We start from the raw sequence: 23902 nt of genomic DNA, 5'->3' as shown, positions 1-23902 counted from the left end.
CCAGTGTCCCGGAGGACGGGGACATGGTCCGAGCGGGAACATGTTGTGCACAACCAGGTTGTGCGCCATGATGTGGAGGTGAGCACCGAGAGCCCGCCGACCGACGTCGGCGACATGGTTTGCTTCTCCCTGTACGCCGCGGCACGCGCGACGACGCAGGCCTACCGTGCGCTGCTCGCGCCGTGGGACCTCACCTACCCCCAGTACCTGGTGCTCGTCGACCTGTGGGTGCACGAGAGCCGGACGGTCGGGGAGCTCGGCGCGTGCCTCGGCCTCGACTCGGGGACGCTCTCCCCGCTCCTGCGCCGCATGGAGCGCGCAGGACTCCTGGTGCGCACGCGCGACGAGACGGACGAGCGGGTCGTGGTGGCACGGCTCACCGACCGCGGCCTCGCGCTCCGTGACGAGCTGGGCGACGTCCCCCGGCGCGTGTACGAGGGGATGGGCCTGGACCTGGACCAGGCCCGTCGGCTGCGGGACGCGGTCCACGGGCTGACGGACGGCATGAAGGCCGTGACGGCGTCCACCCGCCACGCCGGCTGACCCCTCGTCCTCCCGCTCCACCGCGCGGACGTCCGCGCGGTGCTCCCGGGGCACGGCCCCGGCCGACGAAAGGAACTGAATGACTCCGCTGTACACCGCCGAGGCCCTCTCGACCGGGGGCGCCCGGAACGGCAACGTCCGCACGAGCGACGGGGTGCTCGACCTCGACCTCGCCATCCCGCGCGAGATGGGCGGCGCGGGCGGCGCCGCGAACCCGGAGCTCCTGTTCGCCGCCGGCTTCTCCGCGTGCTTCCACTCGGCCGTGCAGTCGGTCGCCCGGGCGCGCAAGGTCCCGCTCCACGACTCGTCCGTCGGCGCGCGCGTCCAGATCGGCCCCGACGGCGAGTCCGGCTTCCGCCTCGCCGTCCACCTCGAGGTCGTCCTCCCGGACGTCCCTCACGACGTCGCGCAGGAGCTCGTCGAGGCGGCCCACCAGGTCTGCCCGTACTCGAACGCGACGCGCGGCAACATCGACGTCACGGTCTCCGTCGTGGAGGACTGACCGGAAGGTCGACCCCGGGTCGCGCGTGCTCGCGAGACCCGGGGTCCCCTCACGAGGCCGTGAAGTCCTCCGGCCGGGTCCGCAGCTTCTCCGCGATCCGGGCGAGCGCCCGCTGGTCGGTGACCGTCAGCGGGTCGAGCACGTGCTCGCGCACGGACCGCACGTGCGCGGGGGCCGCCTCGACCACCTTCGCCCAGCCCTCGTCCGTGAGCACCGCGATCGTCCGCCGCCCGTCGTCCGGGTCGGGGTGGCGGTAGGCCCAGCCGCGGGCCTCGAACCTCTTCATGACGTTGGACAGGCGGGACAGCGAGCCGTTGGTCAGGTATGCCAGCTCGCTCATCACCAGGCGGCGGTCCGGCGCCTCCGACATGTGGCTCAGCGTCAGGTACTCGAAGAGGGTCAGTCCGGCCGCGCGCTGGACGGCCGACTCCAGGCGGTTCGGCAGCAGGAGCATCAGGGAGACGGCGCCCGTCCAGGCCTCCTTCTCGCTCGGGGAGAGCCAGCGCGGCTCGTCCTCGGCGTCCGCGCCGACCTGCGCGTCCTGGGTCGGTTCCGGCATGGAGCCGACTCTAACAGCGCGCACTCACTTCACAGGTGAAGTCAGGAGTGCTACGTTCATTTCACGCCTGAAGTGACAATCGAAGGAGTTCCCATGGTCACCCCCCAGTTCTTCGCCACCCCCGGCTACGGCGACATGATGCGTGAGCGCCTCCACTACCAGCAGGCGGTGCGCCTCGGCGACGTCGTCCACCTCTCCGGCCAGGGCGGCTGGGACGACGAGATCCGCTTCCCCGAGGACCTGGGGGAGGAGATCGTCCGGGCCTTCGACAACGTCGAGCGCACCCTGGCTCTCGCGGGCGCCACGTGGCGCGACGTCGTCGCCGTCGACAGCTTCCACGTCCCGACGCGCCCCGACGAGATCGGCGACGAGCACACCGCCGTGATGGTCGAGCAGTTCCGCCAGCGGATGGGCGACCGGGCGCCGGTCTGGACCGAGATCGGCGTCGCCGCCCTCGGCGCCGTCGGTATGCGGGTCGAGATCCGGGTCACCGCGGTCGTGCCGGAGAGCACCGGCTCCTGACCCGCCCGACCGCGCACGACCACCAGGCTCCGAACGGAAGGGCAGGCACGATGCGCATCCTCATCACCTCTGTCCGCGGGAAGACCGGGTCGGCGCTCGCCGACCGGCTCGCGCCACGGGACGACGTCGAGCTGCTCGGCGGGAGCACCGACCCCGCGCGCGTCACGCGTGACGGCGTCGTCCCGGTCGAGCTCTCCTGGGACAGGCCGGACGGCTGGGCCCGCGCCAGCGCGGGTGTCGACGCGGTCTTCGTCGTCGTGCCGCTCCGGGCGGACGCTCCGGAGCTCGTCGCCTCGTACCTCGCGACGACGTCGGCCTCGACCCATGTCGTCCTGCTCTCCGAGCGCGACCCGGAGCAGTCCGGACCGCAGGGCTGGTCCTCCCGCGTGGAGCAGGCCGTCCGGACGAGCGGGCGGTCCTGGACCGTCCTGCGGCCCGGCTGGTTCATGCAGGTCATGACGGACCCCCGGTTCCTGCGCGACCAGATCGTCGGCGGAGAGCTCGCCTTCCCGCACGCGGAGGCGCCCGTGGCCTGGACCGACGTGCGCGACATCGCCGAGGTCGCTGAGCTCGCCCTGCTCGACCGGGAGCACGCAGGCCGGACGTACGAGCTCTCCGGCCCGCAGGCCGTGCTCCACATCCGGACGGCGGAGCTCCTGTCCGCCGCGCTCGGTCGGCCGGTCGTCTACACCGAGCCCGGGGCCGAGGAGGCCCTGGACGGGCTCACCGGGTTCGAGCGGGAGCTGACCGCCCTCACCTACGAGCGCGTGCGCGCCGGGCACTTCGCCGTCGTCACGGACGACGCGCCGCGCCTGACGGGTCGGCCGGCGCGTTCCCTGGAGGCGTTCGTCGCCGACGCGGCGGCGGCCGGTGAGTGGTCGAGTCCGTAGCCGCGGGCGCCGACCTCAGTGCCGCGGGTCGCGGATCGCGGACGTGAAGAGGGCCCAACCCGTCTCGGAGTGGGCCACGGAGAAGACGTACGGGCGGTCGACGTGCACGACGACGGGCTCGATCGGGACCTCGGCGGACGCCGCCGAGATCCCCAGCTCCGTGACTGCCGCGGCGACGGTGCCCTCGGCGTCGACCTGCAGGATCGACTGCTGCTTCGCCTGCGACACGAACAGCTCCTCCCCGCTGACGCCGGAGAGGTCCGGTGGCGGCAACGGGACGAAGAGCGCGCCGAGGCCGGCCGCGGTCAGCGCCGGCTGGAGGTCCAGCGGCTCCTCGGCGGGCACGTCGAGCGTGGGCATCGTGAGGTCGACCGGCACAGGACCCGCCGCGGCGAGCGCGTCCCGCAGCGCCGCGCTCGTCCCGGCCGGGAGGGACGCGGGGTCGGTCCCCTCGGGCGGGAGGACGACATCCGCGTGGAACGCCTCGACGTAGGGCAGCCGTACGGCGCGCCAGCCGTCGACCTCGGCGTACCGCGCCACGCTCGTCTGCCGCAGCGACTCGGCCCGGACCTCCTCGCCCGACGCCAGGAAGAAGGGGCGCTCCGTCGTCTCGGAGTCCTCGAACGGCTCCTGCCAGCGCGCGGCGAAGAGCGTCGCGTTCTGCAGCACGAGGCGCAGGTCGGGGTCGGGCTCGATCGCCGAGCCGTCGACGAGACCGCCGGTGTGGTAGCGGACCCAGTCGCTCAAGGGCTCGATCCCGGCCGTCGAGCCGAGGTCGGTCGGCAGGACGCCTGCGCCGTAACCGGCGGCGAGCGCGTCGAGGTAGGAGGCGTGCAGGCGTGCCTCGTCGTCGACCACGACCTGGTTCGCGACATGGGCGAGCGGCTTCTTCGGGAGCTCGTCCGCCCGGACGGTCGCCGGGTCGCCGTCGTGCTCCTCGAGCGCGGCGAGGAGCGCGCCGACCGCCTCGGTGCGTGCGGTGCCGGACGCGCCGAGCGCGTCGTCGAGCGAGGCGGCCGTGTCGCCGCGGGCGCCCTCGGCAAGCATCGACAGCGCGACGACGACGCTCGCCGGGGACACCACGACGTTCCCCTCGGCGGGGGCGGACGCGAGCAGGGTCGACCCGAGCCGGTCGGTCGCCGCGACGACGTCGGGGACAGACCCGGCGTCGGCGACCGCCGTGATCTCGCGGGGTACGTCGGCCGTCACGAGCGGCAGGTCAGGCGGCGTGGAGCGCGGCCCGCCGCACCCGGCGAGCACGGCGACCGCGACGGCCGCCCCCGCGACGTGCTGCAGCGGTCCGTACCGTGCCCTCGCGGTGCCGCGTGCCCTGGTTCCCATGGCGTCCCCCGTGCCGTCGGCCGTCGGCGCCGCACGGTCGTCCCGTCCGCGCGATGCCCCTGCCCGGTCTGTGTGGCGGCGCGCGCAGACCTTGCGCGTCTCGCCACCAGGCAGTGCGCGCAGGCGGACGGTCGTCGCCCGCTAGGGTCCGCCCATGGCCATCTATCCGTTCCTGATCCTCGCCTACGTCCTCGTCATCGCGACGGTGGCCGTCCTCGTCGTCTGGGCCCTCGTGCTGACGATCAAGCTGCTCCGCAGCGTGCTCGCGGAGCGCGAGGAGCGGGCGCGTGCGTGGGCGCACGCGACCGTCGAGCAGCCGCAGTAGTCGCCCCGCGCTCAGTCGCCCGCGGGGCCGAAGCGCTCCGTCTTCACGCGCGCCGGGTCGTGGCCCAGCCCGACGAGCGTGCGCGACACCGCCTCGACGAACCCCGTCGGCCCGCACACGAAGCACGCGGGCCCGAGCTCGGGAGGCCACCCCCACGCGCCGAGCTCCGCGAGCGTGAGCCGGCCAGGGCCACGCCGCGAGTCGAGCGGCGCGGCGCGCGTGAACGCGACGCTCACGTCGAGGCCGTCGCCGGCGCGGGCGAGCCGGGCCAGTTCGTCGACGTAGAGACGGTCCTCCGGTCGGCGCACCGAGTACACGAGGCGGAACGGCGTGCGGTCGCCGTCGTCGCGCCGGGTGCGGAGCATCGCCATGAGCGGCGCGATCCCGGACCCGCCGGCTGCCAGGAGGACGGGGGTCCCGGCGTCGTGCTCGGGCGACCACACGAACCAGCCGCCGATCGGCCCGCGGACCTCGATCGCGTCGCCCACCGTGAACGCGTCCGCGAGATAGCCGGACACCTCGCCGCCGGGCACGCGCTGAACGGTCACCTCGACGCGGGCGGACGCCGACGGGTCGGTCGCCGGGCTCGCGACCGAGTAGCTGCGCTCGGCCGTGTAGCCGTCGGGCGCGGTGAGGCGCAGGTCGAGGTGCTGCCCGGCGAGGTGCCCCGGCCAGTCGGGGACCTCGAGGACGAGGGTGCGCGCCGTCGGGCTCTCCGCCCACGCGTCGACGAGCGTGGCGACGCGCCAGCCCGACGGCATGGCGTATCGCGCCCCGAGCCGGGCGCCGCCGGCCTGCTCCGCGGCGCCCGGGGAGGCGACGCCGTCGGTCACCTCCTCAGTCACCCTGGTACCTCTGCTCGCGCCACGGGTCGCCGAGGTCGTGGTAGCCGAGCCGCTCCCAGAAGCCCTGCTCGTCCATGGGCATGAGCGTGATGCGGTTGACCCACTTCGCCGACTTCCAGAAGTACAGGTGCGGCACGACGAGCCGCGCCGGGCCGCCGTGGACCGGGTGCAGCGGCGCACCCTCGAACGTGTGGGCGATCCACGCCTTGCCGCCGAGCAGCTCGGCGACGGGAAGGTTGGTCGTGTACCCGCCGTAGCAGCCGACCATCGCGAAGTCGGCCGTCGACTCCACGTCGGCGAGGAGCGTGTCGAGCGAGACGCCGCGCCACGTCGTGCCGAACTTCGACCACCGGGTGACGCAGTGGATGTCGACCGTGGGCTCGTCCTGGGGGAGTCGCATCAGGTCGGCCCACGTCCAGGTGTGCGTGGCACCGGTCTCGGTGACGACGTCGAGCCGCCACGTGCTCGTGTCGACGCGCGGGGTGGGTCCCGCGGAGAGGACGGGGAACCCGTCCTCGACGTACTGCCCGGGCGGCAGGGCGACGCCCTGCGGTCTCGGTCGGCCCTGGAAGCCGGGGGTGAGGGTGCTCATGCCTCACGGTAGGCCCGTGCCCGACGGCGCGTCATCCGTCAGGTGACCGGCGCGGCTCCGGGAGGTGTCGCCACGAGCCGCACGACGGCGTCGCGCAGCCAGGCGCGGTACGCCGTGTCCGACCACCCGGCGCTCGTGACGAAGTGGGCCCGGCCCTCGGGGGCGAACACGTACGACAGCGTCTCGGCAGCGTCGTCGCGGGAGGTGCGGAGCGTGAACCCGTGCGCGACGAGGAGGTCGACGCTCGCGCGGACGGTGGTCCGGCGGCGCTCGAACAGCGCCTCGAGCTCCGCGGCGACCTGGTCGTCGCCCTGGGCCGCCGCGGTGAATGCCGGCCACAGCCCGGCGACGCGCGCGTTGGCGTCCGCGACGAGCGCGACCATCCCGTCGAGGAAGGCGTCGGGCTCCGTCAGGGCGACGACGTCGCGACCCTCGGGTCGCTCGGCGAGCGACTGCGGGCCCACGGAGCCGCCGAACGTCAGCTCGAACGCGGCGAGCAGCAGTGCCCGCTTGGGGCCGTGGGACTTGACGGTCTCGAGCGAGACGCCGGCCCGCTCGGCGACGCGCACGAGGGTCGTGCGGTCGTAGCCGTTCTCGGCGAGCTCGGTGGCGGCGGCCCGCACGACGCGCTCGCGGGTGAGTGCGGCCTGCTCGGCACGCAGGTCGGACGAGTAGGCACGAGGGACCACTATTGACTACCCCCTGAGGGTGATGAATACTTTCGACGGTTGGTCGATCTTCTCACAGCCGGACGGCCCGGTCCGCGCCTCGCAGACCTCTCTCCACCCGTAGCGCTCCCCACGAAAGGCACGTCCGATGGCTTCCGTCCTCCTGTGCTCGACCCCCGTCCACGCCCATGTCACGCCGCTGCTCGCCGTCACGCGCAGCCTCGTCGCCCGCGGCCACGACGTCCGGTTCCTCACCGGCGCCCGCTTCGCCGCCGCCGTCACCGCCGCCGGGGCGCAGCACCTGTCGCTGCCCGCCGATGCCGACTTCGACGACCGCGACCTCGCCGGGCACTTTCCCGGGCGCGAGGGCCGGACCGGCCTCGACGCCATCCGGTACGACATGCTGCAGATCTTCGTCGGGCCCGGGCACGCCCAGCACCGTGCGGTGCTCGCCACCCTCGCCGACCGGCCGGCCGACGCCGTGCTCGTCGAGCCCCTGTTCCTCGGCGCGACGGCGCTCGCGGCCACGCCCGCGGACCGCCGCCCGCCGCTGCTCGCGCTCGGCATCTTCCCGCTCGGCCTGACGAGCGCGCACACCGCGCCGTTCGGTCTGGGCGTGCTTCCGGCGTCGGGCCGGTTCGGGGTCGTGCGCAACCGGGTGCTGCAGCGCGTCGTCGAGCGCTCGCTCGCCCCCGCCCAGGAGGCAACCGCCGAGCTGGTGCGGTCCGCGGGGGAGCGGCCGCTCGACGGGTTCTTCCTCGGCTGGCCCGCCCACGCCGACGCGATCGCCCAGCTCACCGTCGAGGAGTTCGAGTACCCGCGCCCCGACGTGTCCACGCCGGTGCACTACGTCGGCCCGCCCGCGGCGTCCAGTGCCGCGGGGTCGGGCGGCCCGGCCCTGCCCACCTGGTGGAGCGACCTCGACGGGTCGCGACCGGTCGTCCACGTCACGCAGGGCACCGTCGCGAACGAGGACCTGGACCAGCTCCTCCTGCCCACGATCCGCGCCCTCGCGGACGAGGACGTCCTCGTCGTCGCGGCGACGGGGGGACGGCCCGTCGAGGCCCTCGGCGCGCTGCCGGAGAACGCCCGCGCGGCGGAGTACCTGCCGTACGAGTCACTGCTCCCGCGGACCGCCGCCTACGTGACGAACGGCGGGTACGGCGGCGTCCACCACGCGCTGCGCCACGGCGTGCCGATCGTCGTCGCGGGGAAGACCGAGGACAAGGCCGAGGTCGCCGCGCGCGTCGCCTGGTCCGGCGCGGGCGTCCGGCTGCGGACGAACGAGCCCCGGCCCGGACAGGTGCGCCGCGCCGTGCGACGGGTGCTCGACGACCCTGCCTACGCACGGGCGAGCGCCCGGCTCGGGGAGCGCATCGCCGCGTCGCCCGGGACGGACGGCGTGGTGGACGTCGTCGAAGGGCTCGTTGGCGCTGCGGCCCGGACCGCGATCGACGGCTGAGACGGCGCCGACAGCGATCGGTCCGGGCGGCGGGCGCTGTGCGTGGACGGCCGCGCGCACGTCGCCGTCTACGCGGTCAACGGCGAGCAGGCCCCGATCGACGTCCGCCTCACCACGCCGTACGGCGACGCGAAGCGCAGCGCGGTGCAGCCGGACGCGGGAGCCTACGTGCTCGTGAGCTCGCGCGCGACGAGCGTGCCCGCGGGGACGGCGACCGTCGCCGGGTACCTGTGGGACGGCGTCGGGCACCACGAGGTGCGGACCGTGCCGTACGCGGGCGTGGCCTGCGGCTGATCGCGTCGCCCCCGGCTCAGGCGGGCGGGTCCCCTGCGTTCCGCAGGAGGTGCAGGACCGTCTGGTAGTGCTCCGTCACCGTGCCACCCAGCTCGTCGACCGCACGCGCGACCTGCTCCGCCTCGTCGGAGGTCCAGTCGCTGAACGTGCGGAAGAGCCGGTGGACCTGGTCGCGGTCGAGGTCGATCGACCAGTGCCAGCGATCGGTCAGGACGTGCTCGAACAGGCCGCCGGCCGACAGCTCCGCCACGGTCGGTCGCTCCTCGCGCGCGGGCGCGTCGTCGGTCCGGTCGCGCTGCGCCACGATGTCGTCGACGCGGCTCCGGAACGGGGTGGGGACGTCGTCGCCGAACACGTTCCGCCAGACGGCGAGCCAACCGCTGGGCCGCAGCGTGGCGTGCATCGCGGGAAGCCCGACGGCGAGATCCACCCAGTGCATCGCTGTCGCCGCGACGACGGCGTCGAACGCGTCGTCGGGCAGTCGCGCGTCCTCGAGCCGGGTCACGCGCACTTCTGCTCCCGGGGCGGTGGCCTGCGCGAGCGCGGCCAGGCGTTCGCCCGGCTCGAGCGCGACGACGTCCGTCCCGCGGCGCACGAGCTCCGCGGTGGCGAGGCCCGAGCCTGCTCCCACCTCGAGGACCCGCAACCCACGACCGATCACGCCGGCCGCCTCCAACGCGTCGAAGACGACCGCCGGATAGGGCGGGCGGGCGGACGCGTACTCGGCGGCCATCCCCTCGAAGTGCATGCTCGACACCGCCCCACCCTACGGCGAGGGCCTCGCGCCGGATCTCGAACCGGGCTGTCACAGCCGCCGCCCGGCCGGTGTCTCCATGTCGACACCACGAGAACCTCTGGAGGAGACATGGTCAGCGAAGCACGGGTGCCCGCCGTCGAGATCACCGGCGTCTACGGGGCACTGGTCAGGACGATGAGCCGTCGGATGCTCGGACAGGTCCCGGACTCGCTCGGAGTCATGTGGAACAACCCCGCCGTGTTCAAGGACCTGATGGCGCTGGGACGCAGGGCCGAGAAGTGGGACCGGCTCGACCCGAACCTTGCGACGTTCGCGCACATGGCGACGGCCGCGACGGTCGGGTGCGGGTTCTGCCTGGACCTGCAGTACTTCCTCGCGCACGACAAGGGCCTCGACGAGGCGAGGGCGCGCGAGGTCCCGCGGTGGCGCGAGTCCGACGTGTTCACACCGACCGAGCGTCGGGTCATGGAGTACGCCGAGGCGATGTGCCAGACGCCGCCCGCCGTGTCCGACGAGCTGTCCGACGCGCTGCTCTCCGACATCGGTCCGTCGGCCCTCGTGGAGCTGGCCGCCAAGGTCGGGTTCATGAACGCCACGGCCCGGGCGAACGTGGCGCTCGGCATCCGCTCGCAGGAGCTCGCGGCGTCGTGCGGCCTGCCGCCGCTCGCCCGCCGGTCGCCCGCCCGCCCGTCGGACGCCGCCGCGGACACGGCGGCCGCCGCCGTGGCAGGCTGACCGCATGGGCGAGGACCCGTTCGTCGTGCACCGGCGCCTGCTGTTCACGGTCGCGTACGAGATGCTCGGCTCCGCGGCCGACGCCGAGGACGTGGTGCAGGACGCCTGGCTGCGGTGGGCCGACGTCGACCAGGACGAGGTGCGCGACCCGCGCGCGTACCTCGTCCGCACCGTCACCCGGCTGGCGCTCAACCGGATGCGGACCGTCTCGCGCCGCCGCGAGGACTACGTGGGCGAGTGGCTGCCCGAGCCGCTGCTGACGAGCCCCGACGTGGCGGACGACGTCGAGCTGGCCGAGAGCGTCTCGCTCGCGATGCTCACGGTGCTCGAGACGCTCCGCCCGGCCGAACGGGCCGTCTTCGTGCTCCGCGAGGTCTTCGACGTGCCGTACGACGAGATCGCCGAGGCCGTCGACCGCTCGCCGGCGGCGGTGCGGCAGATCGCGCACCGGGCGCGGGACCACGTCGCGGCGCGGCGGCCGCGCGTCGCCGTCGACCGGGACGAGCAGCGGCAGGTGGTCGGGCGGTTCCTCGCGGCCCTCTCCACGGGGGACGTGCAGGGCCTGCTCGACGTGCTCGCCCCCGACGTCGTGCTCCTGTCCGACGGCGGTGGTGTCGTCTCCGCCGCCCGTCGTCCCGTGGTGGGGGCGGACCGGCTGGCGCGGTACCTCGTGGGTGGGCTCGCCAAGGCCACGGGGACCGTCACGGCCAGCCCGGCGTGGATCAACGGCGCGGCGGGCCTGCGGATCGAGATGGACGGCGAGCTGGCCAGCGCCGTGGGAGTCGTCGTCGAGAACGGCAGGATCACGCGACTCTTCGGCATCGCGAACCCGGAGAAGCTGGCGTGGCTCGACGACGAGGCGGTGCTGGCGCGGTAGGGGCGTGCGCCTAGTGTGTTTCTCTCCGCGGGGTTCGTCCCGCGACGATCGTGACGGCACCGAGGAACGACGAGGACCAGGAACGAGACGCCTCCATGACGACGACACCCGACCACGACGCCTACATCGCCGCGGCGCCCGAGCAGTTCCAGCCCGTCCTGAGAAGCCTGCGGACGCTGCTGTCCCGGGTCCTGCCGGAAGCGCACGAGATCGTCGCGTACGACATGCCGGGATTCACGATCGACGGCACGGTCGTCGCGAGCTACGCGGCGTTCAGCAAGCAGTGCGGGCTGTATCTCCGCCCAGGCGCCATCTCCGAGCATGCCGAGGACATCAAGGCCGCCGGACTCAAGGCGACCAAGACCGGCATCACCTTCTCGCCGCGAGCACCGATCCCGGACGACCTCGTCGAACGGTTGGTGCTGGCGTCACGCAAGGACGCGGGGGTCTGACGGCTCAGCCTCGGTCGACGGTCACCCGCAAGGCCTGCCGATGCCTCCTCGACGACGACGTCGCGCACGTGCCGCTCGAAGATCGCGCCAGGGCCTAGCGTCCGGAGGACTCCGCCTGGCCGGCCCCGGACGGCTTGGAGAACTCTTCGATCAGCACGGGGTACTGCTCGGTCCCGTGCCCGGCGGCGACGGAACGGTCCGCGATGGCCTTGATGAGCCGTGGCAGCTCGTCGTTCACGCCGGCGGCCTCGCTCTCGGCGATCAGGTGCGACATCGCCCGCACATCGGTCTCCAGGGTCGAGACCTCGGCGGGGAAGGACCCGCGGTCGACCTGTTCCGCGTACCCGGGCAGCCAGCCGGCCACCTCGGCCGCGATCTGCTGCGCGAACGGTGCGAACGTCGCGGCGTCGACCCCGGCCGTCCGGAGCAGGGCGGTGCCGTGCAGCCACGCGTCGAGGACGCTCCACATCATGGTCAGCCCGGCGACGTCGTACAGTGCCGCCAGCCCGGGGTCCTCGCCGAGGTGGGTGACGGTGCCCAGCGCTGCCAGGGTCGGCTCGTGCTTCTCGAAGACGGACCTCGGACCGCTGTGCAGCACGACAGCGTCGGCGGTCCCGATCGCGGACGGGACGGCCATGATGGCGCCGTCCAGGTATCGGGCGCCCCGTCGCTCGACACGGCGCGCCGCTTCCCGACCGTCGGACGAGCTGCCCGAGGTCAGGTTGACCACGGTGGTGCCGTCGAGCCCGACGTCGTCCCCGTCGAGGACGTCGAGGACTGCGGCGTAGTCGGTGAGGCACAGGACCGTGAGGGAGCCGCTGCGGAGGGCGTCGCCGGCCGACGGCGCGAGGCGCGCGCCGTCTGCGACCAGCTGTGCAGCCTTGGACGAGGTGCGGTTCCACACGGTGACGGGGTGCCCGGCCCGCAGGAACGCCCGGGCGAGAGAGCGCCCCATCAGGCCGAGACCGACGACGGACACGGGGAGGGTGGATGACGAGGGGGTACCGGAGGTGTTGTCCATGGGGGAATCGTCGACGTTCGTACCGGTATGAAGGTCAAGGGGGAGCGGCATGCGGATCGGAGAGCTGAGCCGGCGGACGGGGGTCCGTGCGCACCAGCTGCGCTACTACGGGTCACAGGGCCTGCTGGACGCCGAGCGCAGCGCGAACGGCTACCGCGACTACGGCGAGGACGCCGTGCTCCGGGTGACGCAGATCCGACACCTCCTCGGTGCGGGCCTGTCGTCCGAGGACATCGCGTACGTGCTGCCCTGCGCCGTCGGCGAGGAGCCGGAGCTGGAGGGATGTCCCGAGCTGCTGGCCGCGATGCGGGCACGGCTCCAGCGATTGGAGGACGAGGCGGCCCGGCTGGACGGGTCCCGCGCCGCGCTCGCCCGCTACATCGCAGCCGCCGAGCGGACGGATCGTGAGAGTCGCCCGACGCTCATCGATCGGTGAGAGCGACGAGCTCTTCGTGAGGGTCGGCCCGGCGTCAGGACCCAGCGGACGTGGAGTGCACGGCGTCCGTGGTCGCCGGGCACGAGCGTCGGTCAGTGCGTCATCCGCCGGTGAACATGCTGATCGCCAGCGGTGCGCCGACGTCGTCGCACGCGGCGCCGAGGACACCGTGGACCTCGCCCCACTCGGAGGAGCGCACACCGGTCGACTCCGTGGACGCTCCGGGCGGGACGGCCGGCGCGATCTCCTGCAGCTCGCCGATCGCAGCGCGCACGGCGCTGTCCCCGGTGGAGGGCAGGCGATCGAGAACGCGGGTCGCCAGCCGGTACCAGCCGTCGTGCTCCTGCGCCTCCATGCGGCCGTCGGCGAGGCCGACGTCGGCATTCTCCATGATCGTCAGCACATCGCCGAAGGCGGTGCAGAGGGCGGCGTCGTCCAGAGCTTCGTCGTCGGGCGGGTCGACAGGGGAGGACTGCTGGGTTGCGGCACCGGCCTCTGGCGCTTCGATCGGCCCTGCGTGAGCCGCGCCGTCGGCACTGCAGCCACCCATGACCGCGGTGCTCAGCACCGCCACCGACAGCACTGCCCACCGGTTCGCTCGTCTCTGCGCATGTCCCGACGTCGACATCTGAGGGGTACGACTCACGGCCGAGAGTCTGCCGCAATCACGTCGCCGCGGGGAGACTCCCCAGCGGGTGAACCGTCCCGGGCTCATCCGAGGCGCTGGTCTGCCCCGGCGTCCGTGGAGTCGGAGCCAGGGTGCAGGAACCTCGGCCCGGGGTCGTCGACAGCGCGGCGACGGCCGTCCTGCGGTTCGCCGTCGACCAGTGCGGCGAGCCGCGCGGCCGCAGCGTCGGGGGAGTCTGAGCCGGTGACCAGGACCGCGGAGGCGAGTGCCCGCGACCCCACGTCGTCGAGCCAGCCGGCGAGAAGGTCGTGGCCGTCCCGGACCCAGTCGGTGCCCTTGCTCGCGAGGGAACGGCGTCGTAGCTCGGCCAGCGCCGCGTCGCGGTCGGCAGCGGGCACGACGAGGACGACGTGCGGGACGTCGGCCAGTGCAGCGCGGACCGTGGACAGGTGCTCGTCGACGGCGTACGCGGTGTGCCCGGCGCCGAGCGCGACGACGGCACCGGGGTTCGCGGCGACCACACGCCGGACCGCGTGCGCGCGCGCCGGCTCCCACTCGCGCTCCGCCGCGACCCGGCCGACGACCGCGATCCGCTCGACGAGGCGCTCGACGCTCCAGCCGACCTCCCGGTAGTAGCGGTCGCCCACCGCGTCGAGGTCGACGAACGGCACACCCGTCCGCCCCGCGACCAGCTCGCCGAGCGTCGACTTCCCCGCAGCAGGCGGGCCGATCAGGACGAGGCGGGGGAGGAGGTGCTCAGCACGGGGGCTGGTGGTCGTGCTGGAGCCTGCGCTTGCTTCGCTGCGCTCCGGCTCAGCACGCGGGCTGGTGGTCGTGCTGGAGCCTGCGCTTGGTGCGCTGCGCTCCGGCTCAGCACGCGGGCTGGTGGTCGTGCTGGAGCCTGCGCTTGGTGCGCTGCGCTCCGGCTCAGCACGCGGGCTGGTGGTCGTGCTGGAGCCTGCGCTTGGTGCGCTGCGCTCCGGCTCAGCACGCGGGCTGGTGGTCGTGCTGGAGCCTGCGCTTGCTTCGCTGCGCTCCGGCTCAGCACGCGGGCTGGTGGTCGTGCTGGAGCCTGCGCTTGCTTCGCTGCGCTCCGGCTCAGCACTCGATGACGTTGACTGCGAGGCCACCCGTCGACGTCTCCTTGTACTTCGTCGACATGTCGACGCCGGTCTGGCGCATCGTCTCGATGACCGTGTCGAGGGACACGACGTGCGAGCCGTCGCCCTGCAGCGCGAGCCGGGCCGCGGAGACCGCCGTGCAGGCCGCGATGGCGTTGCGCTCGATGCACGGCACCTGCACGAGCCCGCCCACGGGGTCGCACGTCAGGCCCAGGTTGTGCTCCATCGCGATCTCCGCCGCGTTCTCGACCTGGGCCGGTGTGCCACCCAGCACGGCGCACAGCGCGCCGGCCGCCATCGAGCACGCCGACCCGACCTCGCCCTGGCACCCCGCCTCCGCGCCCGAGATGGACGCGTTGCGCTTGTACAGCGCCCCGATCGCGGCCGCCGTGAGCAGGTACGTCCGCATCGCCCGACGGCGACGCTCGTCGTCCGCGGCCAGGTCCGGGTGGGTCCGCAGGAAGTGGCGACCCACCGCGGGGATGATCCCGGCCGCGCCGTTCGTCGGGGCGGTCACGACGCGGCGACCGTCCGCGTTCTCCTCGTTCACCGCCATCGCGTACGCCTGCAACCACTCGATCGAGTGGTCGACCGGGCTCGAACCGTCGCGCTCCTGACCCTCGAGCCGCTCCCGCTGCGCGCGCGCCCGACGACGCACCCCCAGCCGGCCGGGCAGCACGCCCTGGCGGTCCAGGCCCGCGTCGACGCACGCGCTCATCGCGTCCCAGATGCGGTCGACCCCCGCGCCCACCTCCTCGGCGCTGCGCAGCGACGTCTCGTTCTCCCACGCGACGGCGGCAATGGTCGTCCCCTGCGCGGCGCACGTCGCGAGCAGCTCGGCGGCGTTCGCGAAGGGGAACGGCACGTCGACCGGCTCCGTCGCGCGGTCCACCGGCTCGCCCGAGAGCTCCGCCCCGATCTGCGCCGCCTCGTTCGCCGACGCCGCCGCGAGCTCCTGCGCCGTGAGGACGAACCCCCCGCCGACCGAGTAGTAGGCCTCCTCGGCGAGGACGTCGCCCGCCGCGGACAGCGCGGTGCACCGCATCCCGTTCGGGTGCCCCGGCATCCGCGTCAGCGGGGCGAGCCGCACGTCCTCCTGGCGCACCGTCACGTCATGCCGACCGAGGAGTGACAGCCTCGCGCCGTCGCCGAGCTTCTCCCACCCGCCCGGCACCCGGTCCGGGTCGCACGTCTCCGGGTCGAGGCCCGTCAGGCCGGCGACGACCGCGTCGGGCGTCCCGTGCCCCACACCCGTCGCGCCGAGCGACCCGCACAGCACGACGCGCACGCCCGCGACCGCGTCGAGCGCACCGCTCTCCGCGAGGGAGCGCGCGAACGCCCGTGCCGCACGCATCGGACCCACCGTGTGCGAGCTCGACGGCCCGACGCCGATCGAGAACAGGTCCAGCACGGACACGTAGGAGCTCATGCTCCCATCGTCGCACCTCGTCTCATGATGCGGACACGTCGTGGGGTCAGGGCGTGCGCGCGAGCACGACCGGGCACGTCGCCAGGTGGTCGTCGACGAGCCCGCACGCCTGCATCGCGGCGTACGCCGTCGTCGGGCCGATGAACCGGAACCCGAGCTTCTTGAACGTCTTCGCGAGGGCGACCGACTCGGGGGAGGACGGCGGGACGTCCGCCCACGTCCGCGGCCGGGCGGCCTCAGCCCGGGCCTCGGGCGCGAACGACCAGAACAGCTCCTCGAGGGTGCGGCCCTGCTCATGCAGCGAGAGGACGGCGCGCGCGTTGGAGATGGTCGCCTCGATCTTCTGCCGGTTGCGGATGATGCCCGCGTCGCCGAGCAGGCGCGTCACGTCGTCCTCGCCGAACGTGGCGACGACGTCCGGGTCGAAGCCTGCGAACGCCGCACGGAACGTGGGGCGCTTGCGCAGCACCGTGAGCCACGACAGGCCCGACTGGAACCCCTCGAGCGCGATCCGCTCGAGCAGCGCCGCCTCGCCGCGGACCGGCACGCCCCACTCCGTGTCGTGGTAGTCCTCGTAGAGCGGGTCCCCGTCGCCGAAGCACCGGGTGCCGCCCGGAGGTCGCGCCGGGGCGTCGTCGGGCACCGCGAGGGGAGTCGCGGCCCTCGCGGGGGTCTCGGTGTCGGGTGCGTCGGTCGTCATGGGCCCACTGTGCCGCGCCGCGCCGACATCGTGGTGCCCGAGACGCGGATCTGTGGACGGGGCCCGTGCTCGTCGGGACTGTGAACGGCGAGGGGCGGTGTCGCCGGGGCAGGGCACACTAGGTGCGGCCCACCCCTTCCCGAGGAGCTCGCATGTCCGACGCCGCCCTCTCCGCGCTCGCCGCCGCCGTCCAGGCCGCGCCCGACAGCGCACCGCTCCGGCTGCACTACGCCGCTCTGCTCCTCGAGGCGGGTCGCGCGGTGGAGGCCACGGAGCACGCCAGCGCGGCCCTGCGCATCGACCCGACGAACGCCGAGGCGCTCGCCGTGCTCCAACGCTCCGCGGCAGCCATCGCGAGCCGGACCGGAGTTCCCGCACCCACCTCTCCGCCGTCCGCTCCAGTGCCGTCCGCTCCGGCGCCGTCGGCCCCGCTGTCGGCGCCTGCGGACGCCGCCCCCACGACACCCGCGAAGGAAGCACCCCCGGGCGCGGCAGCGCCGCCCTCGACCGCAGCGCCCTCGACCGACGACCCGCCGTCGACCGTGCGACCACCGACGTCTTCACCGCTCATCACCGGCATCCCGGACGACCTGACCGTCCCGCGGCGTCCCGCCGCCGGCGACGACCGGCCGGCCGGCTCCCCGGTCGTCCGAGCCGAATCCGGCGCCCCGGACGGCCCGGGAGCCCCGCGCGACCCGGCCGCGCAGGGCGACGCCGCGGCGTCGGGCATCGACTGGCGGCGTCTCGAGAAGGAGATGGGGCTGGACGTCCCGCCGCCCTTCGTCGAGGGGAGCGGGCCGGGATCGCCTGGCGACGCGGCGTCGTCGGGCAGCGTCACACCGCAGCCGCAGCCGCAGCCGCAGCCGCAGCCGCAGCCGCAGCCGCACGCCCCCATGCCGCCCGGGCTCGTGCCGGCGCGGGACGACGTCGAGGCCTCGGACGACCCGTCGCTCGTCGAGGTGTCGCGCGAGACGATCACGCTCGCGGACGTCGGCGGCCTCGAACAGGTGAAGAAGCGCATCCGTGAGGCGTTCCTCGAGCCGATGCGGAACCAGGCCATCGCGCGCGCGTTCGGCAAGTCGCTGCGTGGTGGCCTGCTGCTCTACGGGCCGCCCGGCACGGGCAAGACGTTCATGGCGCGCGCGGTTGCTGGCGAGCTGGGCGCGCGGTTCCTCACGGTGACGCTCGCGGACATCCTCAACCGGTGGCAGGGCGAGTCGGAGAAGAGCCTGCACGAGATCTTCCAGAAGGCGCGGCGTCTCGCGCCCGTGGTGCTGTTCCTCGACGAGGTCGACGCGATCGGCGGCAAGCGCGCCCAGTACTCGGGGTCGTCGGGGATGCGGACGATCGTCAACCAGCTCCTCCAGGAGATGGACGGCATCGGGTCCGACAACGACGGCCTCTTCGTGCTGGGCGCGACGAACCACCCGTGGGACGTCGACACCGCGCTGCTGCGACCGGGTCGCTTCGACCGCGTCGTGCTCGTCCTGCCGCCCGACGAGCCCGCGCGCGAGGCGATCCTGCGCCACCACCTCGCCGGACGACCCGTCGCGGGGATCGACCTGCGCGCGATCGCCGCGCAGACCGACGGCTTCTCCGGCGCCGACCTCGAGCACCTGTGCGCGACCGCTGCGGAGAAGGCGATGATGGACTCGATCGCGTCCGGGGAGGTCCGGCCGATCACGATGGCCGACGTGCGTGCCGCGCTCGCCGAGCTCCGACCGTCGACGACGGCGTGGCTCCAGTCCGCGCGCAACGTCGTGACGTTCGCCAACAACGACGGCCGCTACGACGACCTCGCGGCGTACCTGCGCTCGCGGCGCATGCTCTGAGCGACCGGTGAGCACCACGACCGACCCGGCGACCGTCGTCTCGCGCGTCGAGCTGCTCGTCCAGATGGGACGGCCCGAGCGCGCCCTCGACGAGGCCGACGCCGCGCTCGCCGCCACCCCCGACGACCCGCGCCTCCTCGCCACCGCCGGCTGGGTCCGGCTGCGCCTGCAGCGCTCCGCGGAGGCGGTCCCGCTGCTCGAGCAGGTCGTCGCCGGGCACCCGACGGCGCACGGCGCGCTGTACCTCCTGTCGATCGCGCAGCAGAACACCGGCGACGTCGCGTCGGCGCGGGACAGCGCCGCTCGCGCGCTCGAGCTCGACCCCGACGACGCGCGGTACCACCTGCAGCTCGCCGACACGCACCTCGTGGGGAAGGTCCGGCGGCAGGACCGGGCGCTCGCGCGCGAGCGCATCGCGTCGGCGCTCGAGCTCGCGCCCGAGGACCCCGACCGGCTCCTTCAGGCAGCCCGCCTGTGGTCGCGGCTCGGCGACGACGACACGGCGCGCACGCTCGTGCGGCGCGGGCTCGCCGTCGCGCCGCAGCACGAGGACCTGCTGTACCTCGACGCCGCGCTCACGACCGACGCGGGACGCAGCGCGAAGGGCTTCGGCGCCGTCCTCGCGCAGAACCCCGAGCACGCCGAGGCCGGCTACGTGCTGCACCTCAGCGTGTGGCGACAGGTCCTGCGCCTCGTCGAGGCGCCGATCCTGCTCGTCGGCGCGGTGGCGCTCGTCGTGACCTTCACGATGAGCGACGCGGCCGTGGGGAGCACCGCGGTCTGGGGGATCGTCGTCCTCCTCGGGGTACTCGTCACCGCGCTGCGCGCCGTGCCGGTGCTCGTGCAGGTGCCGCCCGGTCTCCTGCGCCGCACCCTGCGCTGGACGCCGTGGCGGCGGGGGACCACCGTGGCGCTCGCGGTCGGGTGGGTGGGTGTCGTGGCGGCACTCGTCCTGCTGTACGGGGTGCGCGACGCCGTCGCCGTGCGCTGGTCCCTCGTCGGCCTCGCGGGCGTCCTGCTCGTCAGCGGCGCCACGTCGACGATGCTGCACCGCGCGATGCTGGCCCAGGCGCGCGACCTCGGCTACTTCCCGGCCGGGCGCGCCGGCACGGCGCGGCTGACCGCGCTGCGGTCCGGCCTGCGGGCGGAGACGACCCGCCGCCTGGTCGTCGTCGGGATCCCCGCGGTCGTCGTCCTGGCGATCGGCGCGAACGCTCTCGCGCGCGAGGACGGTCGCGGCGTCGCGGCGCTCGCCGCGGTCGCGTGGACGCTGCCCGGCCTCCTGGCGCTGTGGTTCGCGCGGTCGCTCCTGGGTCGCGTGCGGGCCGAGGGACCGGGGGACCCGGGGACCGGCGCCGCGCGGACCGTGCGGGCCGTCGTCGGTGGTGCCGTGCTGGCCCTCACGACGGCGCTCGTCGTGCTCGCTGGGGTGGCGGCGCTGGTCGCGGTCCCGGTGGTCCCGAACGCGCACGACGCCGACGGGCGCTACGTCCAGGAGGTCCGCGACCCCTCGGACGGGCCGACGTCGTCGTGCGGCGGACGCCCGGTCACCCGGCTCTCGTGCCTGCAGCGCGAGCGAGAGGAGCGCCTGGACGAGATGCAGGAGCGGATGGAGGACATGGAGGTGCCGACGTTCGAGGTGCCGGACATCGAGATCCCGGACTTCGACCTGCCCAGCGTGCCGCCCCTCGACGGCGAGGTCCCGGTGGTCCCGACGCCCTGACGGCTGCGGGGCTCCGCGGCCGCAGCGTCAGCGGCGCCGTAGGGCGGTGCGCTGCTCGACGAACGCCTCGATGCCGTCGAGGACGATCTGCAGCCCGACGTCGAAGCCGTCCTCCCACTCGTCCTCGTGGCGTGGTCCCTCGGGTGGAGGTTCGACGCCGGCCAGCGCGGCGACCAGGTGCGGGTACGCCTCGGGGCTCGCGAGGTGGCGGAGCACCGTCTCGAAGTCGTGGTACGGGTTGGCGCGCTCGAGGGCGTCCGGGTCGAGCGCGGACTGCGGGGTGTCGTCGGGCAGGCCCTCCGCGCGCCGGACGGCGACCGCCGCCGCGCGCTGGGTCTCGACGACCACGCGTCCCTCCCCGAGGACGTGCTGCGCCAGGAGGCCGATGATCTGCAGCTTCTCGTCCGCCGTGAGCGCGACGTCCCGCAGGGCCCGGAACGCGTGGTCGAGCCACCGCACGCGGTGCGGTCCCAGACGGACCGTCGTGAGGGGCAGCTCGAGGAACCAGGGGCGCTCGAGGACGCCGTCGATCTGCGCGCGGGTCCACGCCTCCAGCCCTGCGCGCCAGTCGCTGCCGTGGTCGACGGGGAGCGGGAGGTCGGCGACGGCGGTGTCGGCCATGAGCGACAGGAGCTCGTCCTTGCTCGCGACGTACCGGTAGAGCGCCATCGACGAGTAGCCGAGCGACTCTGCGACACGCGCCATCGACACCGCGTCGAGGCCTTCGGCGTCGGCCAGCGCTATCGCGGCGCGGGCCACCTGGTCGAGGCTCAGCGCGGGCTTCGGCCCTCGACGGCGTGCCTCGCCCCGCCCCCAGAGGCGCTGCAGCGTGGGGGAGACCGCGGGCTCGGGAGCCACCGTCACCTCGTCCGGCGCATCGTCGTCCATGCGGTCATCCTCTCGCGGGTGTTGACCCGCCGCGAAACTGTGTCTACCGTACACGTAACTGCTCTGCACATAAACAGTTTCCGTCCTACGCGCTAGGAGTCCTCATGGCACCGCCACTCGTCCAGGCCATCGGGCTCCGCAAGACCTTCGGCGGCCCGCGCAGGCCTGTCCCGGTGCTCGACGGCGTCGACGTCTCCCTCGCCGAGGGGGAGGTCGTCGCGCTGCTCGGACCGAACGGCGCCGGCAAGACCACGACCCTGCGCATCCTCACGACGCTCCTTCGCCCCGACGGCGGCACCGCGACCGTCGCGGGCCACGACGTCGTGCACGACGCCGCCCGCGTGCGCGAGCTCATCAGCCTCACCGGGCAGTACGCGGCCGTCGACGAGAAGCAGACCGGCCGCGAGAACCTCGCCATGATGGGGCTCCTCGCGCACCTGCCGCGCCGCGCCGTCCGCCGCCGCGTCGACGACCTGCTCGACGCGTTCGACCTCACCGCCGCCGCCGACCGACGCGTCGCCACCTACTCCGGGGGCATGCGCCGCCGCCTCGACCTCGCCGCCGGGCTCCTCGCCCGACCACGCGTCATGTTCCTCGACGAGCCCACGACCGGCCTCGACCTGCGCAGCCGCCAGACCATGTGGGAGGTGGTGCGGCAGGTCGTCGCCGACGGCACGAGCCTGTTCCTCACCACGCAGTACCTCGAGGAGGCCGACCAGCTCGCGGACCGTGTCGCGCTGATCGACGACGGGCGCGTGGTGGCGGAGGGCGCGCCGTCGCAGCTCAAGCGCCGGGTCGGCGACGCCGCCGTCGAGCTGACGTTCGCGACGCCGGAGGATGCGGCCGTGGCGCGGTCCGCGGGCGTGGGGCCGGAGGTGCTCGGGCTGGCCGCGCCGTCGCCCGGCGCGTCCGGCCGTCCGTTCGCGAGCGCGGCCTCTACGCCCTTCGCATCCTCCGCCCCCACGCCCGCTCGTCCTGTCGTCTCGCCCGGTGCGGACGGCGGTCGGAGCGGCTCCGGCCTCCCCGCGCAGCCGGGCGCAGCGGCCGTCACGACGCTGCGGGTGCCGACCGACGGGTCGGTCGGCCACGTGCGGGACGTGCTCGCCGCGGTCGCCGCGGCCGGTGTCGAGCCCGAGCGGTGGGAGGTGCGCGAGCCGACGCTCGACGACGTGTTCCTCACGTTGACGGGTCACGCGGCACGGACGACCGACCGCGCCACCACGCCTGAGCACCACGAGGAGGCCGCAGCATGAGCGCCCAGACCCTGTCCGCGCCGTCGGGCACGGGCTTGCCGCGGAGCGACGCGCCGCCGCGGCCCGGGCGGCACGTACTCTCCGACGCGTCCACGATGATCGGGCGGTCGTTGCGGCTCGTGCGCCGCGAACCGGACGAGCTGCTGCTCGCGCTCGTGCTGCCCGTGATGATCATGGTGCTGTTCGTCTACGTGTTCGGGGGCGCGATCTCCGTCGGCGTCGACTACGTCACCTACGCGACACCCGGGATCATCCTGCTGTGCGCGGGGTACGGGGCGTCGAACACGGCGATCTCCGTGGAGCAGGACATGTCCGGCGGCATCATGGACCGCTTCCGCTCGATGCCGGTCGCGAGCGCGACGGTGCTCGTGGGGCACGTCGTCGCGAGCGTCGTGAAGAACCTCGTGACGACGGCCGTCGTGCTGGGCGTCGCCTACCTCATCGGCTTCCGGGCCGACGCGTCGGCGCTCGAGTGGCTCGGCGCGTTCGGGATGGTCGTGGCCTACGTCGTCGCGATCACGTGCGTCGCGACGTTCGTCGGCGTGCTCGTGCGCTCGGCCGCGGCCGCCGGTGGTTTCGGCTTCTTCATGCTGTTCCTCCCGTACGTGTCGAGCGCGTTCGTGCCGCCCGAGACCATGCCGGAATGGTTGCGCGGCTTCGCCGAGCACCAGCCCGTCACACCCGTCATCGAGACGATCCGCGGCCTGCTGGTGGGCCTCGGTACCGACGGCGCCCCGGTCACGGACCTGGGCCCGACGGCGGCGATCGCCCTCGCGTGGTGCGCGGGCCTCGTCGTGGTGTTCCTCGGCGGCGCCGCGTGGGCGTTCGCGCGACGGCGGCGGCAGTAGACCTCGTGGCACCCGGTGGCGGGACCGCCGCCGGTCGACCTCCTGGAAGGACGGCAGCATGATCGAGATCGAGCGAGGAGACACGCTCGGCGAGGCCTACCGGCGACGGATCACCGAGGTCCTCGTACAGGGGTTCGCCGAGGACTTCGCGTACTTCTCCACCGACCCGCGCGTCCTCGCCGACGCGTTCGAGCACATGCTCGTCCTGGACCGGTTCTACGTGGCGCTCGTGGACGGTGAGCCGGCCGCGGTCGCCTCGCTCACCGAGGGGACGCAGGAGTGCTTCGCACCGGAGAAGGGCCCCTTCCGAGAGGCGCTCGGTCGCGTGCACGGCGCGATCAGCCATCGGATCGTCCGCAGCCAGTTCCTGGGTGCGTACGACGGCGCCCGGGAGGGCCTCGCGGAGATCGGGTTCGTCACCACCACGCCGGAGCAGCAGGGCAAGGGCGTGGCGACCGCACTCGTGCGTCACCTGATGGACCTGCCGTACGACGAGCTCGTGCTGCGCGACATCAAGGACACGAACGCGCCGGCGCTCGGGCTCTACCGCAAGCTCGGGTTCACCGAGTCCTCCCGCCGCCCGGTGCGGTTCGCCCGGCGAGCGGGGTTCTCGGCGTACGTGTCCATGAGCCGTACCCGCGGCGCCGCGTCCTGAGCGC

Annotated in this window: 28 protein-coding genes; 16 read left to right on the top strand and 12 right to left on the bottom strand. The window is 74.0% G+C overall.

Translation table 11 applies throughout. The features are described from left to right. The first annotated feature begins 78 nt into the window (after positions 1 to 78). A complete protein-coding gene (locus NFS20_RS15785; protein ID WP_353050468.1) occupies positions 79 to 543 on the top strand; it encodes a MarR family winged helix-turn-helix transcriptional regulator in 465 nt (154 codons plus the stop codon). 79 nt (positions 544 to 622) lie between these two features. Continuing rightward, positions 623 to 1045 carry an organic hydroperoxide resistance protein gene (locus NFS20_RS15780; protein WP_251152762.1) on the top strand — a complete coding sequence of 141 codons (423 nt, stop codon included), beginning with the start codon at positions 623 to 625 and terminating at the stop codon, positions 1043 to 1045. A 49-nt stretch (positions 1046 to 1094) separates the two neighbouring features. Here the strand turns inward: NFS20_RS15780 and NFS20_RS15775 are convergent, their stop codons facing one another. Continuing rightward, positions 1095 to 1604: a MarR family winged helix-turn-helix transcriptional regulator gene (locus NFS20_RS15775; RefSeq protein WP_251152761.1), complete on the bottom strand. Its 510-nt coding sequence runs from the start codon at positions 1602 to 1604 to the stop codon at positions 1095 to 1097. Positions 1605 to 1697: 93 nt separating this feature from the next. Here NFS20_RS15775 and NFS20_RS15770 point away from each other — a divergent pair, with 93 nt between their 5' ends. Together NFS20_RS15770 and NFS20_RS15765 are read left to right on the top strand one after the other, a co-directional pair. Continuing rightward, complete coding sequence (locus NFS20_RS15770; protein WP_251152760.1) at positions 1698 to 2126, top strand: Rid family hydrolase; 429 nt, start codon at positions 1698 to 1700, stop codon at positions 2124 to 2126. Positions 2127 to 2176: 50 nt separating this feature from the next. Further along, positions 2177 to 3016, top strand: a complete 840-nt coding sequence (locus NFS20_RS15765; RefSeq protein WP_251152759.1) for an NAD(P)H-binding protein — start codon at positions 2177 to 2179, stop codon at positions 3014 to 3016. A gap of 15 nt (positions 3017 to 3031) precedes the next feature. On the opposite strand, the gene NFS20_RS15760 is transcribed toward NFS20_RS15765, so the two are convergent. Then, positions 3032 to 4357 (bottom strand): serpin family protein, encoded by a 1326-nt coding sequence (locus NFS20_RS15760; RefSeq protein WP_251152758.1) that lies wholly within the window; start codon positions 4355 to 4357, stop codon positions 3032 to 3034. A 154-nt stretch (positions 4358 to 4511) separates the two neighbouring features. Between NFS20_RS15760 and NFS20_RS15755 the strand changes: the two genes are divergently transcribed. Beyond that, complete coding sequence (locus tag NFS20_RS15755) at positions 4512 to 4682, top strand: hypothetical protein (protein ID WP_251152757.1); 171 nt, start codon at positions 4512 to 4514, stop codon at positions 4680 to 4682. Positions 4683 to 4693: 11 nt separating this feature from the next. On the opposite strand, the gene NFS20_RS15750 is transcribed toward NFS20_RS15755, so the two are convergent. From NFS20_RS15750 to NFS20_RS15740, 3 genes are read right to left on the bottom strand one after another with little or no spacing between them, the layout of a single operon-like run. Then, positions 4694 to 5527, bottom strand: coding sequence for a ferredoxin reductase (locus tag NFS20_RS15750; protein ID WP_251152756.1), 834 nt, complete (start codon positions 5525 to 5527; stop codon positions 4694 to 4696). Next, positions 5520 to 6119 (bottom strand): sulfite oxidase-like oxidoreductase, encoded by a 600-nt coding sequence (locus NFS20_RS15745; protein WP_251152755.1) that lies wholly within the window; start codon positions 6117 to 6119, stop codon positions 5520 to 5522. Before NFS20_RS15745 ends, NFS20_RS15750 begins: the two co-directional genes overlap by 8 nt. 38 nt (positions 6120 to 6157) lie before the next feature. Continuing rightward, positions 6158 to 6808, bottom strand: a complete 651-nt coding sequence (locus NFS20_RS15740) for a TetR/AcrR family transcriptional regulator (RefSeq protein WP_251152754.1) — start codon at positions 6806 to 6808, stop codon at positions 6158 to 6160. Positions 6809 to 6935: 127 nt separating this feature from the next. On the opposite strand from NFS20_RS15740, the gene NFS20_RS15735 reads away from it, so the two are divergent. After that, a complete protein-coding gene (locus tag NFS20_RS15735; protein WP_251152753.1) occupies positions 6936 to 8249 on the top strand; it encodes a nucleotide disphospho-sugar-binding domain-containing protein in 1314 nt (437 codons plus the stop codon). A gap of 42 nt (positions 8250 to 8291) precedes the next feature. Further along, on the top strand, positions 8292 to 8543 hold the full coding sequence (locus NFS20_RS15730) for a hypothetical protein (RefSeq protein ID WP_251152752.1): 252 nt from the start codon (positions 8292 to 8294) through the stop codon (positions 8541 to 8543). Between the two features lie 16 nt (positions 8544 to 8559). Here NFS20_RS15730 and NFS20_RS15725 read toward each other — a convergent pair whose 3' ends face one another. Beyond that, positions 8560 to 9291 carry a class I SAM-dependent methyltransferase gene (locus NFS20_RS15725; RefSeq protein ID WP_251153034.1) on the bottom strand — a complete coding sequence of 244 codons (732 nt, stop codon included), beginning with the start codon at positions 9289 to 9291 and terminating at the stop codon, positions 8560 to 8562. 117 nt (positions 9292 to 9408) lie between these two features. On the opposite strand from NFS20_RS15725, the gene NFS20_RS15720 reads away from it, so the two are divergent. The 3 genes from NFS20_RS15720 (at position 9409) to NFS20_RS15710 (ending at position 11364) form a co-directional block, all read left to right on the top strand. Next, positions 9409 to 10035 (top strand): carboxymuconolactone decarboxylase family protein, encoded by a 627-nt coding sequence (locus NFS20_RS15720; RefSeq protein WP_251152751.1) that lies wholly within the window; start codon positions 9409 to 9411, stop codon positions 10033 to 10035. A 4-nt stretch (positions 10036 to 10039) separates the two neighbouring features. Beyond that, on the top strand, positions 10040 to 10912 hold the full coding sequence (locus NFS20_RS15715) for an RNA polymerase sigma-70 factor (RefSeq protein ID WP_251152750.1): 873 nt from the start codon (positions 10040 to 10042) through the stop codon (positions 10910 to 10912). A gap of 95 nt (positions 10913 to 11007) precedes the next feature. After that, positions 11008 to 11364 (top strand): iron chaperone, encoded by a 357-nt coding sequence (locus NFS20_RS15710; protein WP_251152749.1) that lies wholly within the window; start codon positions 11008 to 11010, stop codon positions 11362 to 11364. A gap of 94 nt (positions 11365 to 11458) precedes the next feature. On the opposite strand, the gene NFS20_RS15705 is transcribed toward NFS20_RS15710, so the two are convergent. Further along, positions 11459 to 12385 (bottom strand): NAD(P)-dependent oxidoreductase, encoded by a 927-nt coding sequence (locus NFS20_RS15705; RefSeq protein WP_251152748.1) that lies wholly within the window; start codon positions 12383 to 12385, stop codon positions 11459 to 11461. A gap of 49 nt (positions 12386 to 12434) precedes the next feature. Between NFS20_RS15705 and NFS20_RS15700 the strand changes: the two genes are divergently transcribed. Further along, positions 12435 to 12821, top strand: coding sequence for a MerR family transcriptional regulator (locus NFS20_RS15700; protein ID WP_251152747.1), 387 nt, complete (start codon positions 12435 to 12437; stop codon positions 12819 to 12821). Between the two features lie 100 nt (positions 12822 to 12921). On the opposite strand, the gene NFS20_RS15695 is transcribed toward NFS20_RS15700, so the two are convergent. The 4 genes from NFS20_RS15695 to NFS20_RS15680 all read right to left on the bottom strand — a co-directional run bounded on the left by NFS20_RS15695 (position 12922) and on the right by NFS20_RS15680 (position 16699). Further along, positions 12922 to 13395, bottom strand: coding sequence for a hypothetical protein (locus tag NFS20_RS15695; protein WP_251152746.1), 474 nt, complete (start codon positions 13393 to 13395; stop codon positions 12922 to 12924). Positions 13396 to 13532: 137 nt separating this feature from the next. Next, complete coding sequence (locus NFS20_RS15690) at positions 13533 to 14120, bottom strand: hypothetical protein (protein ID WP_251152745.1); 588 nt, start codon at positions 14118 to 14120, stop codon at positions 13533 to 13535. Positions 14121 to 14547: 427 nt separating this feature from the next. Beyond that, positions 14548 to 15999: an L-serine ammonia-lyase gene (locus NFS20_RS15685; RefSeq protein ID WP_251152744.1), complete on the bottom strand. Its 1452-nt coding sequence runs from the start codon at positions 15997 to 15999 to the stop codon at positions 14548 to 14550. A gap of 46 nt (positions 16000 to 16045) precedes the next feature. Next, the gene (locus NFS20_RS15680) at positions 16046 to 16699 is read right to left on the bottom strand and encodes a DNA-3-methyladenine glycosylase I (RefSeq protein ID WP_251152743.1); all 654 of its coding nucleotides are present in this window, start codon (positions 16697 to 16699) and stop codon (positions 16046 to 16048) included. A gap of 152 nt (positions 16700 to 16851) precedes the next feature. Here NFS20_RS15680 and NFS20_RS15675 point away from each other — a divergent pair, with 152 nt between their 5' ends. Together NFS20_RS15675 and NFS20_RS15670 are read left to right on the top strand one after the other, a co-directional pair. Then, positions 16852 to 18531 (top strand): ATP-binding protein, encoded by a 1680-nt coding sequence (locus NFS20_RS15675; protein WP_251152742.1) that lies wholly within the window; start codon positions 16852 to 16854, stop codon positions 18529 to 18531. A gap of 7 nt (positions 18532 to 18538) precedes the next feature. Next, positions 18539 to 20254 carry a tetratricopeptide repeat protein gene (locus tag NFS20_RS15670; protein WP_251152741.1) on the top strand — a complete coding sequence of 572 codons (1716 nt, stop codon included), beginning with the start codon at positions 18539 to 18541 and terminating at the stop codon, positions 20252 to 20254. Between the two features lie 27 nt (positions 20255 to 20281). On the opposite strand, the gene NFS20_RS15665 is transcribed toward NFS20_RS15670, so the two are convergent. Then, on the bottom strand, positions 20282 to 21142 hold the full coding sequence (locus NFS20_RS15665) for a TetR/AcrR family transcriptional regulator (protein ID WP_251152740.1): 861 nt from the start codon (positions 21140 to 21142) through the stop codon (positions 20282 to 20284). A 104-nt stretch (positions 21143 to 21246) separates the two neighbouring features. On the opposite strand from NFS20_RS15665, the gene NFS20_RS15660 reads away from it, so the two are divergent. Genes NFS20_RS15660 through NFS20_RS15650 form a run of 3 tightly spaced genes read left to right on the top strand, consistent with a single transcriptional unit; the run spans position 21247 to position 23898 of the window. After that, positions 21247 to 22395 (top strand): ATP-binding cassette domain-containing protein, encoded by a 1149-nt coding sequence (locus tag NFS20_RS15660; protein WP_251152739.1) that lies wholly within the window; start codon positions 21247 to 21249, stop codon positions 22393 to 22395. Continuing rightward, positions 22392 to 23243, top strand: coding sequence for an ABC transporter permease (locus NFS20_RS15655; RefSeq protein WP_251152738.1), 852 nt, complete (start codon positions 22392 to 22394; stop codon positions 23241 to 23243). The genes NFS20_RS15660 and NFS20_RS15655 overlap by 4 nt, the downstream gene beginning before the upstream one ends. A gap of 58 nt (positions 23244 to 23301) precedes the next feature. Then, on the top strand, positions 23302 to 23898 hold the full coding sequence (locus NFS20_RS15650) for a GNAT family N-acetyltransferase (RefSeq protein ID WP_251152737.1): 597 nt from the start codon (positions 23302 to 23304) through the stop codon (positions 23896 to 23898). The last annotated feature ends 4 nt before the right edge of the window (positions 23899 to 23902 follow it).

It is taken from the genome of Cellulosimicrobium sp. Marseille-Q4280 (assembly GCF_943181405.1).
Taxonomy (GTDB): Bacteria; Actinomycetota; Actinomycetes; order Actinomycetales; family Cellulomonadaceae; genus Cellulosimicrobium.
The sequence above is the reverse complement of the archived record's forward strand: the minus strand, read 5'-3'. Positions and strand labels throughout refer to the sequence as shown.

What these genes read in the sequence shown, in the direction of transcription:
- NFS20_RS15780 (WP_251152762.1), top strand. Translation starts at nt 623, where the DNA reads ATGACTCCGCTGTACACCGCCGAGGCCCTCTCGACCGGGGGCGCCCGG.
- NFS20_RS15775 (WP_251152761.1), bottom strand. Translation starts at nt 1,604, where the DNA reads ATGCCGGAACCGACCCAGGACGCGCAGGTCGGCGCGGACGCCGAGGAC.
- NFS20_RS15770 (WP_251152760.1), top strand. Translation starts at nt 1,698, where the DNA reads ATGGTCACCCCCCAGTTCTTCGCCACCCCCGGCTACGGCGACATGATG.
- NFS20_RS15765 (WP_251152759.1), top strand. Translation starts at nt 2,177, where the DNA reads ATGCGCATCCTCATCACCTCTGTCCGCGGGAAGACCGGGTCGGCGCTC.
- NFS20_RS15760 (WP_251152758.1), bottom strand. Translation starts at nt 4,357, where the DNA reads ATGGGAACCAGGGCACGCGGCACCGCGAGGGCACGGTACGGACCGCTG.
- NFS20_RS15755 (WP_251152757.1), top strand. Translation starts at nt 4,512, where the DNA reads ATGGCCATCTATCCGTTCCTGATCCTCGCCTACGTCCTCGTCATCGCG.
- NFS20_RS15745 (WP_251152755.1), bottom strand. Translation starts at nt 6,119, where the DNA reads ATGAGCACCCTCACCCCCGGCTTCCAGGGCCGACCGAGACCGCAGGGC.
- NFS20_RS15735 (WP_251152753.1), top strand. Translation starts at nt 6,936, where the DNA reads ATGGCTTCCGTCCTCCTGTGCTCGACCCCCGTCCACGCCCATGTCACG.
- NFS20_RS15725 (WP_251153034.1), bottom strand. Translation starts at nt 9,291, where the DNA reads ATGCACTTCGAGGGGATGGCCGCCGAGTACGCGTCCGCCCGCCCGCCC.
- NFS20_RS15720 (WP_251152751.1), top strand. Translation starts at nt 9,409, where the DNA reads ATGGTCAGCGAAGCACGGGTGCCCGCCGTCGAGATCACCGGCGTCTAC.
- NFS20_RS15715 (WP_251152750.1), top strand. Translation starts at nt 10,040, where the DNA reads ATGGGCGAGGACCCGTTCGTCGTGCACCGGCGCCTGCTGTTCACGGTC.
- NFS20_RS15710 (WP_251152749.1), top strand. Translation starts at nt 11,008, where the DNA reads ATGACGACGACACCCGACCACGACGCCTACATCGCCGCGGCGCCCGAG.
- NFS20_RS15705 (WP_251152748.1), bottom strand. Translation starts at nt 12,385, where the DNA reads ATGGACAACACCTCCGGTACCCCCTCGTCATCCACCCTCCCCGTGTCC.
- NFS20_RS15700 (WP_251152747.1), top strand. Translation starts at nt 12,435, where the DNA reads ATGCGGATCGGAGAGCTGAGCCGGCGGACGGGGGTCCGTGCGCACCAG.
- NFS20_RS15685 (WP_251152744.1), bottom strand. Translation starts at nt 15,999, where the DNA reads ATGAGCTCCTACGTGTCCGTGCTGGACCTGTTCTCGATCGGCGTCGGG.
- NFS20_RS15680 (WP_251152743.1), bottom strand. Translation starts at nt 16,699, where the DNA reads ATGACGACCGACGCACCCGACACCGAGACCCCCGCGAGGGCCGCGACT.
- NFS20_RS15675 (WP_251152742.1), top strand. Translation starts at nt 16,852, where the DNA reads ATGTCCGACGCCGCCCTCTCCGCGCTCGCCGCCGCCGTCCAGGCCGCG.
- NFS20_RS15665 (WP_251152740.1), bottom strand. Translation starts at nt 21,142, where the DNA reads ATGGACGACGATGCGCCGGACGAGGTGACGGTGGCTCCCGAGCCCGCG.
- NFS20_RS15660 (WP_251152739.1), top strand. Translation starts at nt 21,247, where the DNA reads ATGGCACCGCCACTCGTCCAGGCCATCGGGCTCCGCAAGACCTTCGGC.
- NFS20_RS15655 (WP_251152738.1), top strand. Translation starts at nt 22,392, where the DNA reads ATGAGCGCCCAGACCCTGTCCGCGCCGTCGGGCACGGGCTTGCCGCGG.
- NFS20_RS15650 (WP_251152737.1), top strand. Translation starts at nt 23,302, where the DNA reads ATGATCGAGATCGAGCGAGGAGACACGCTCGGCGAGGCCTACCGGCGA.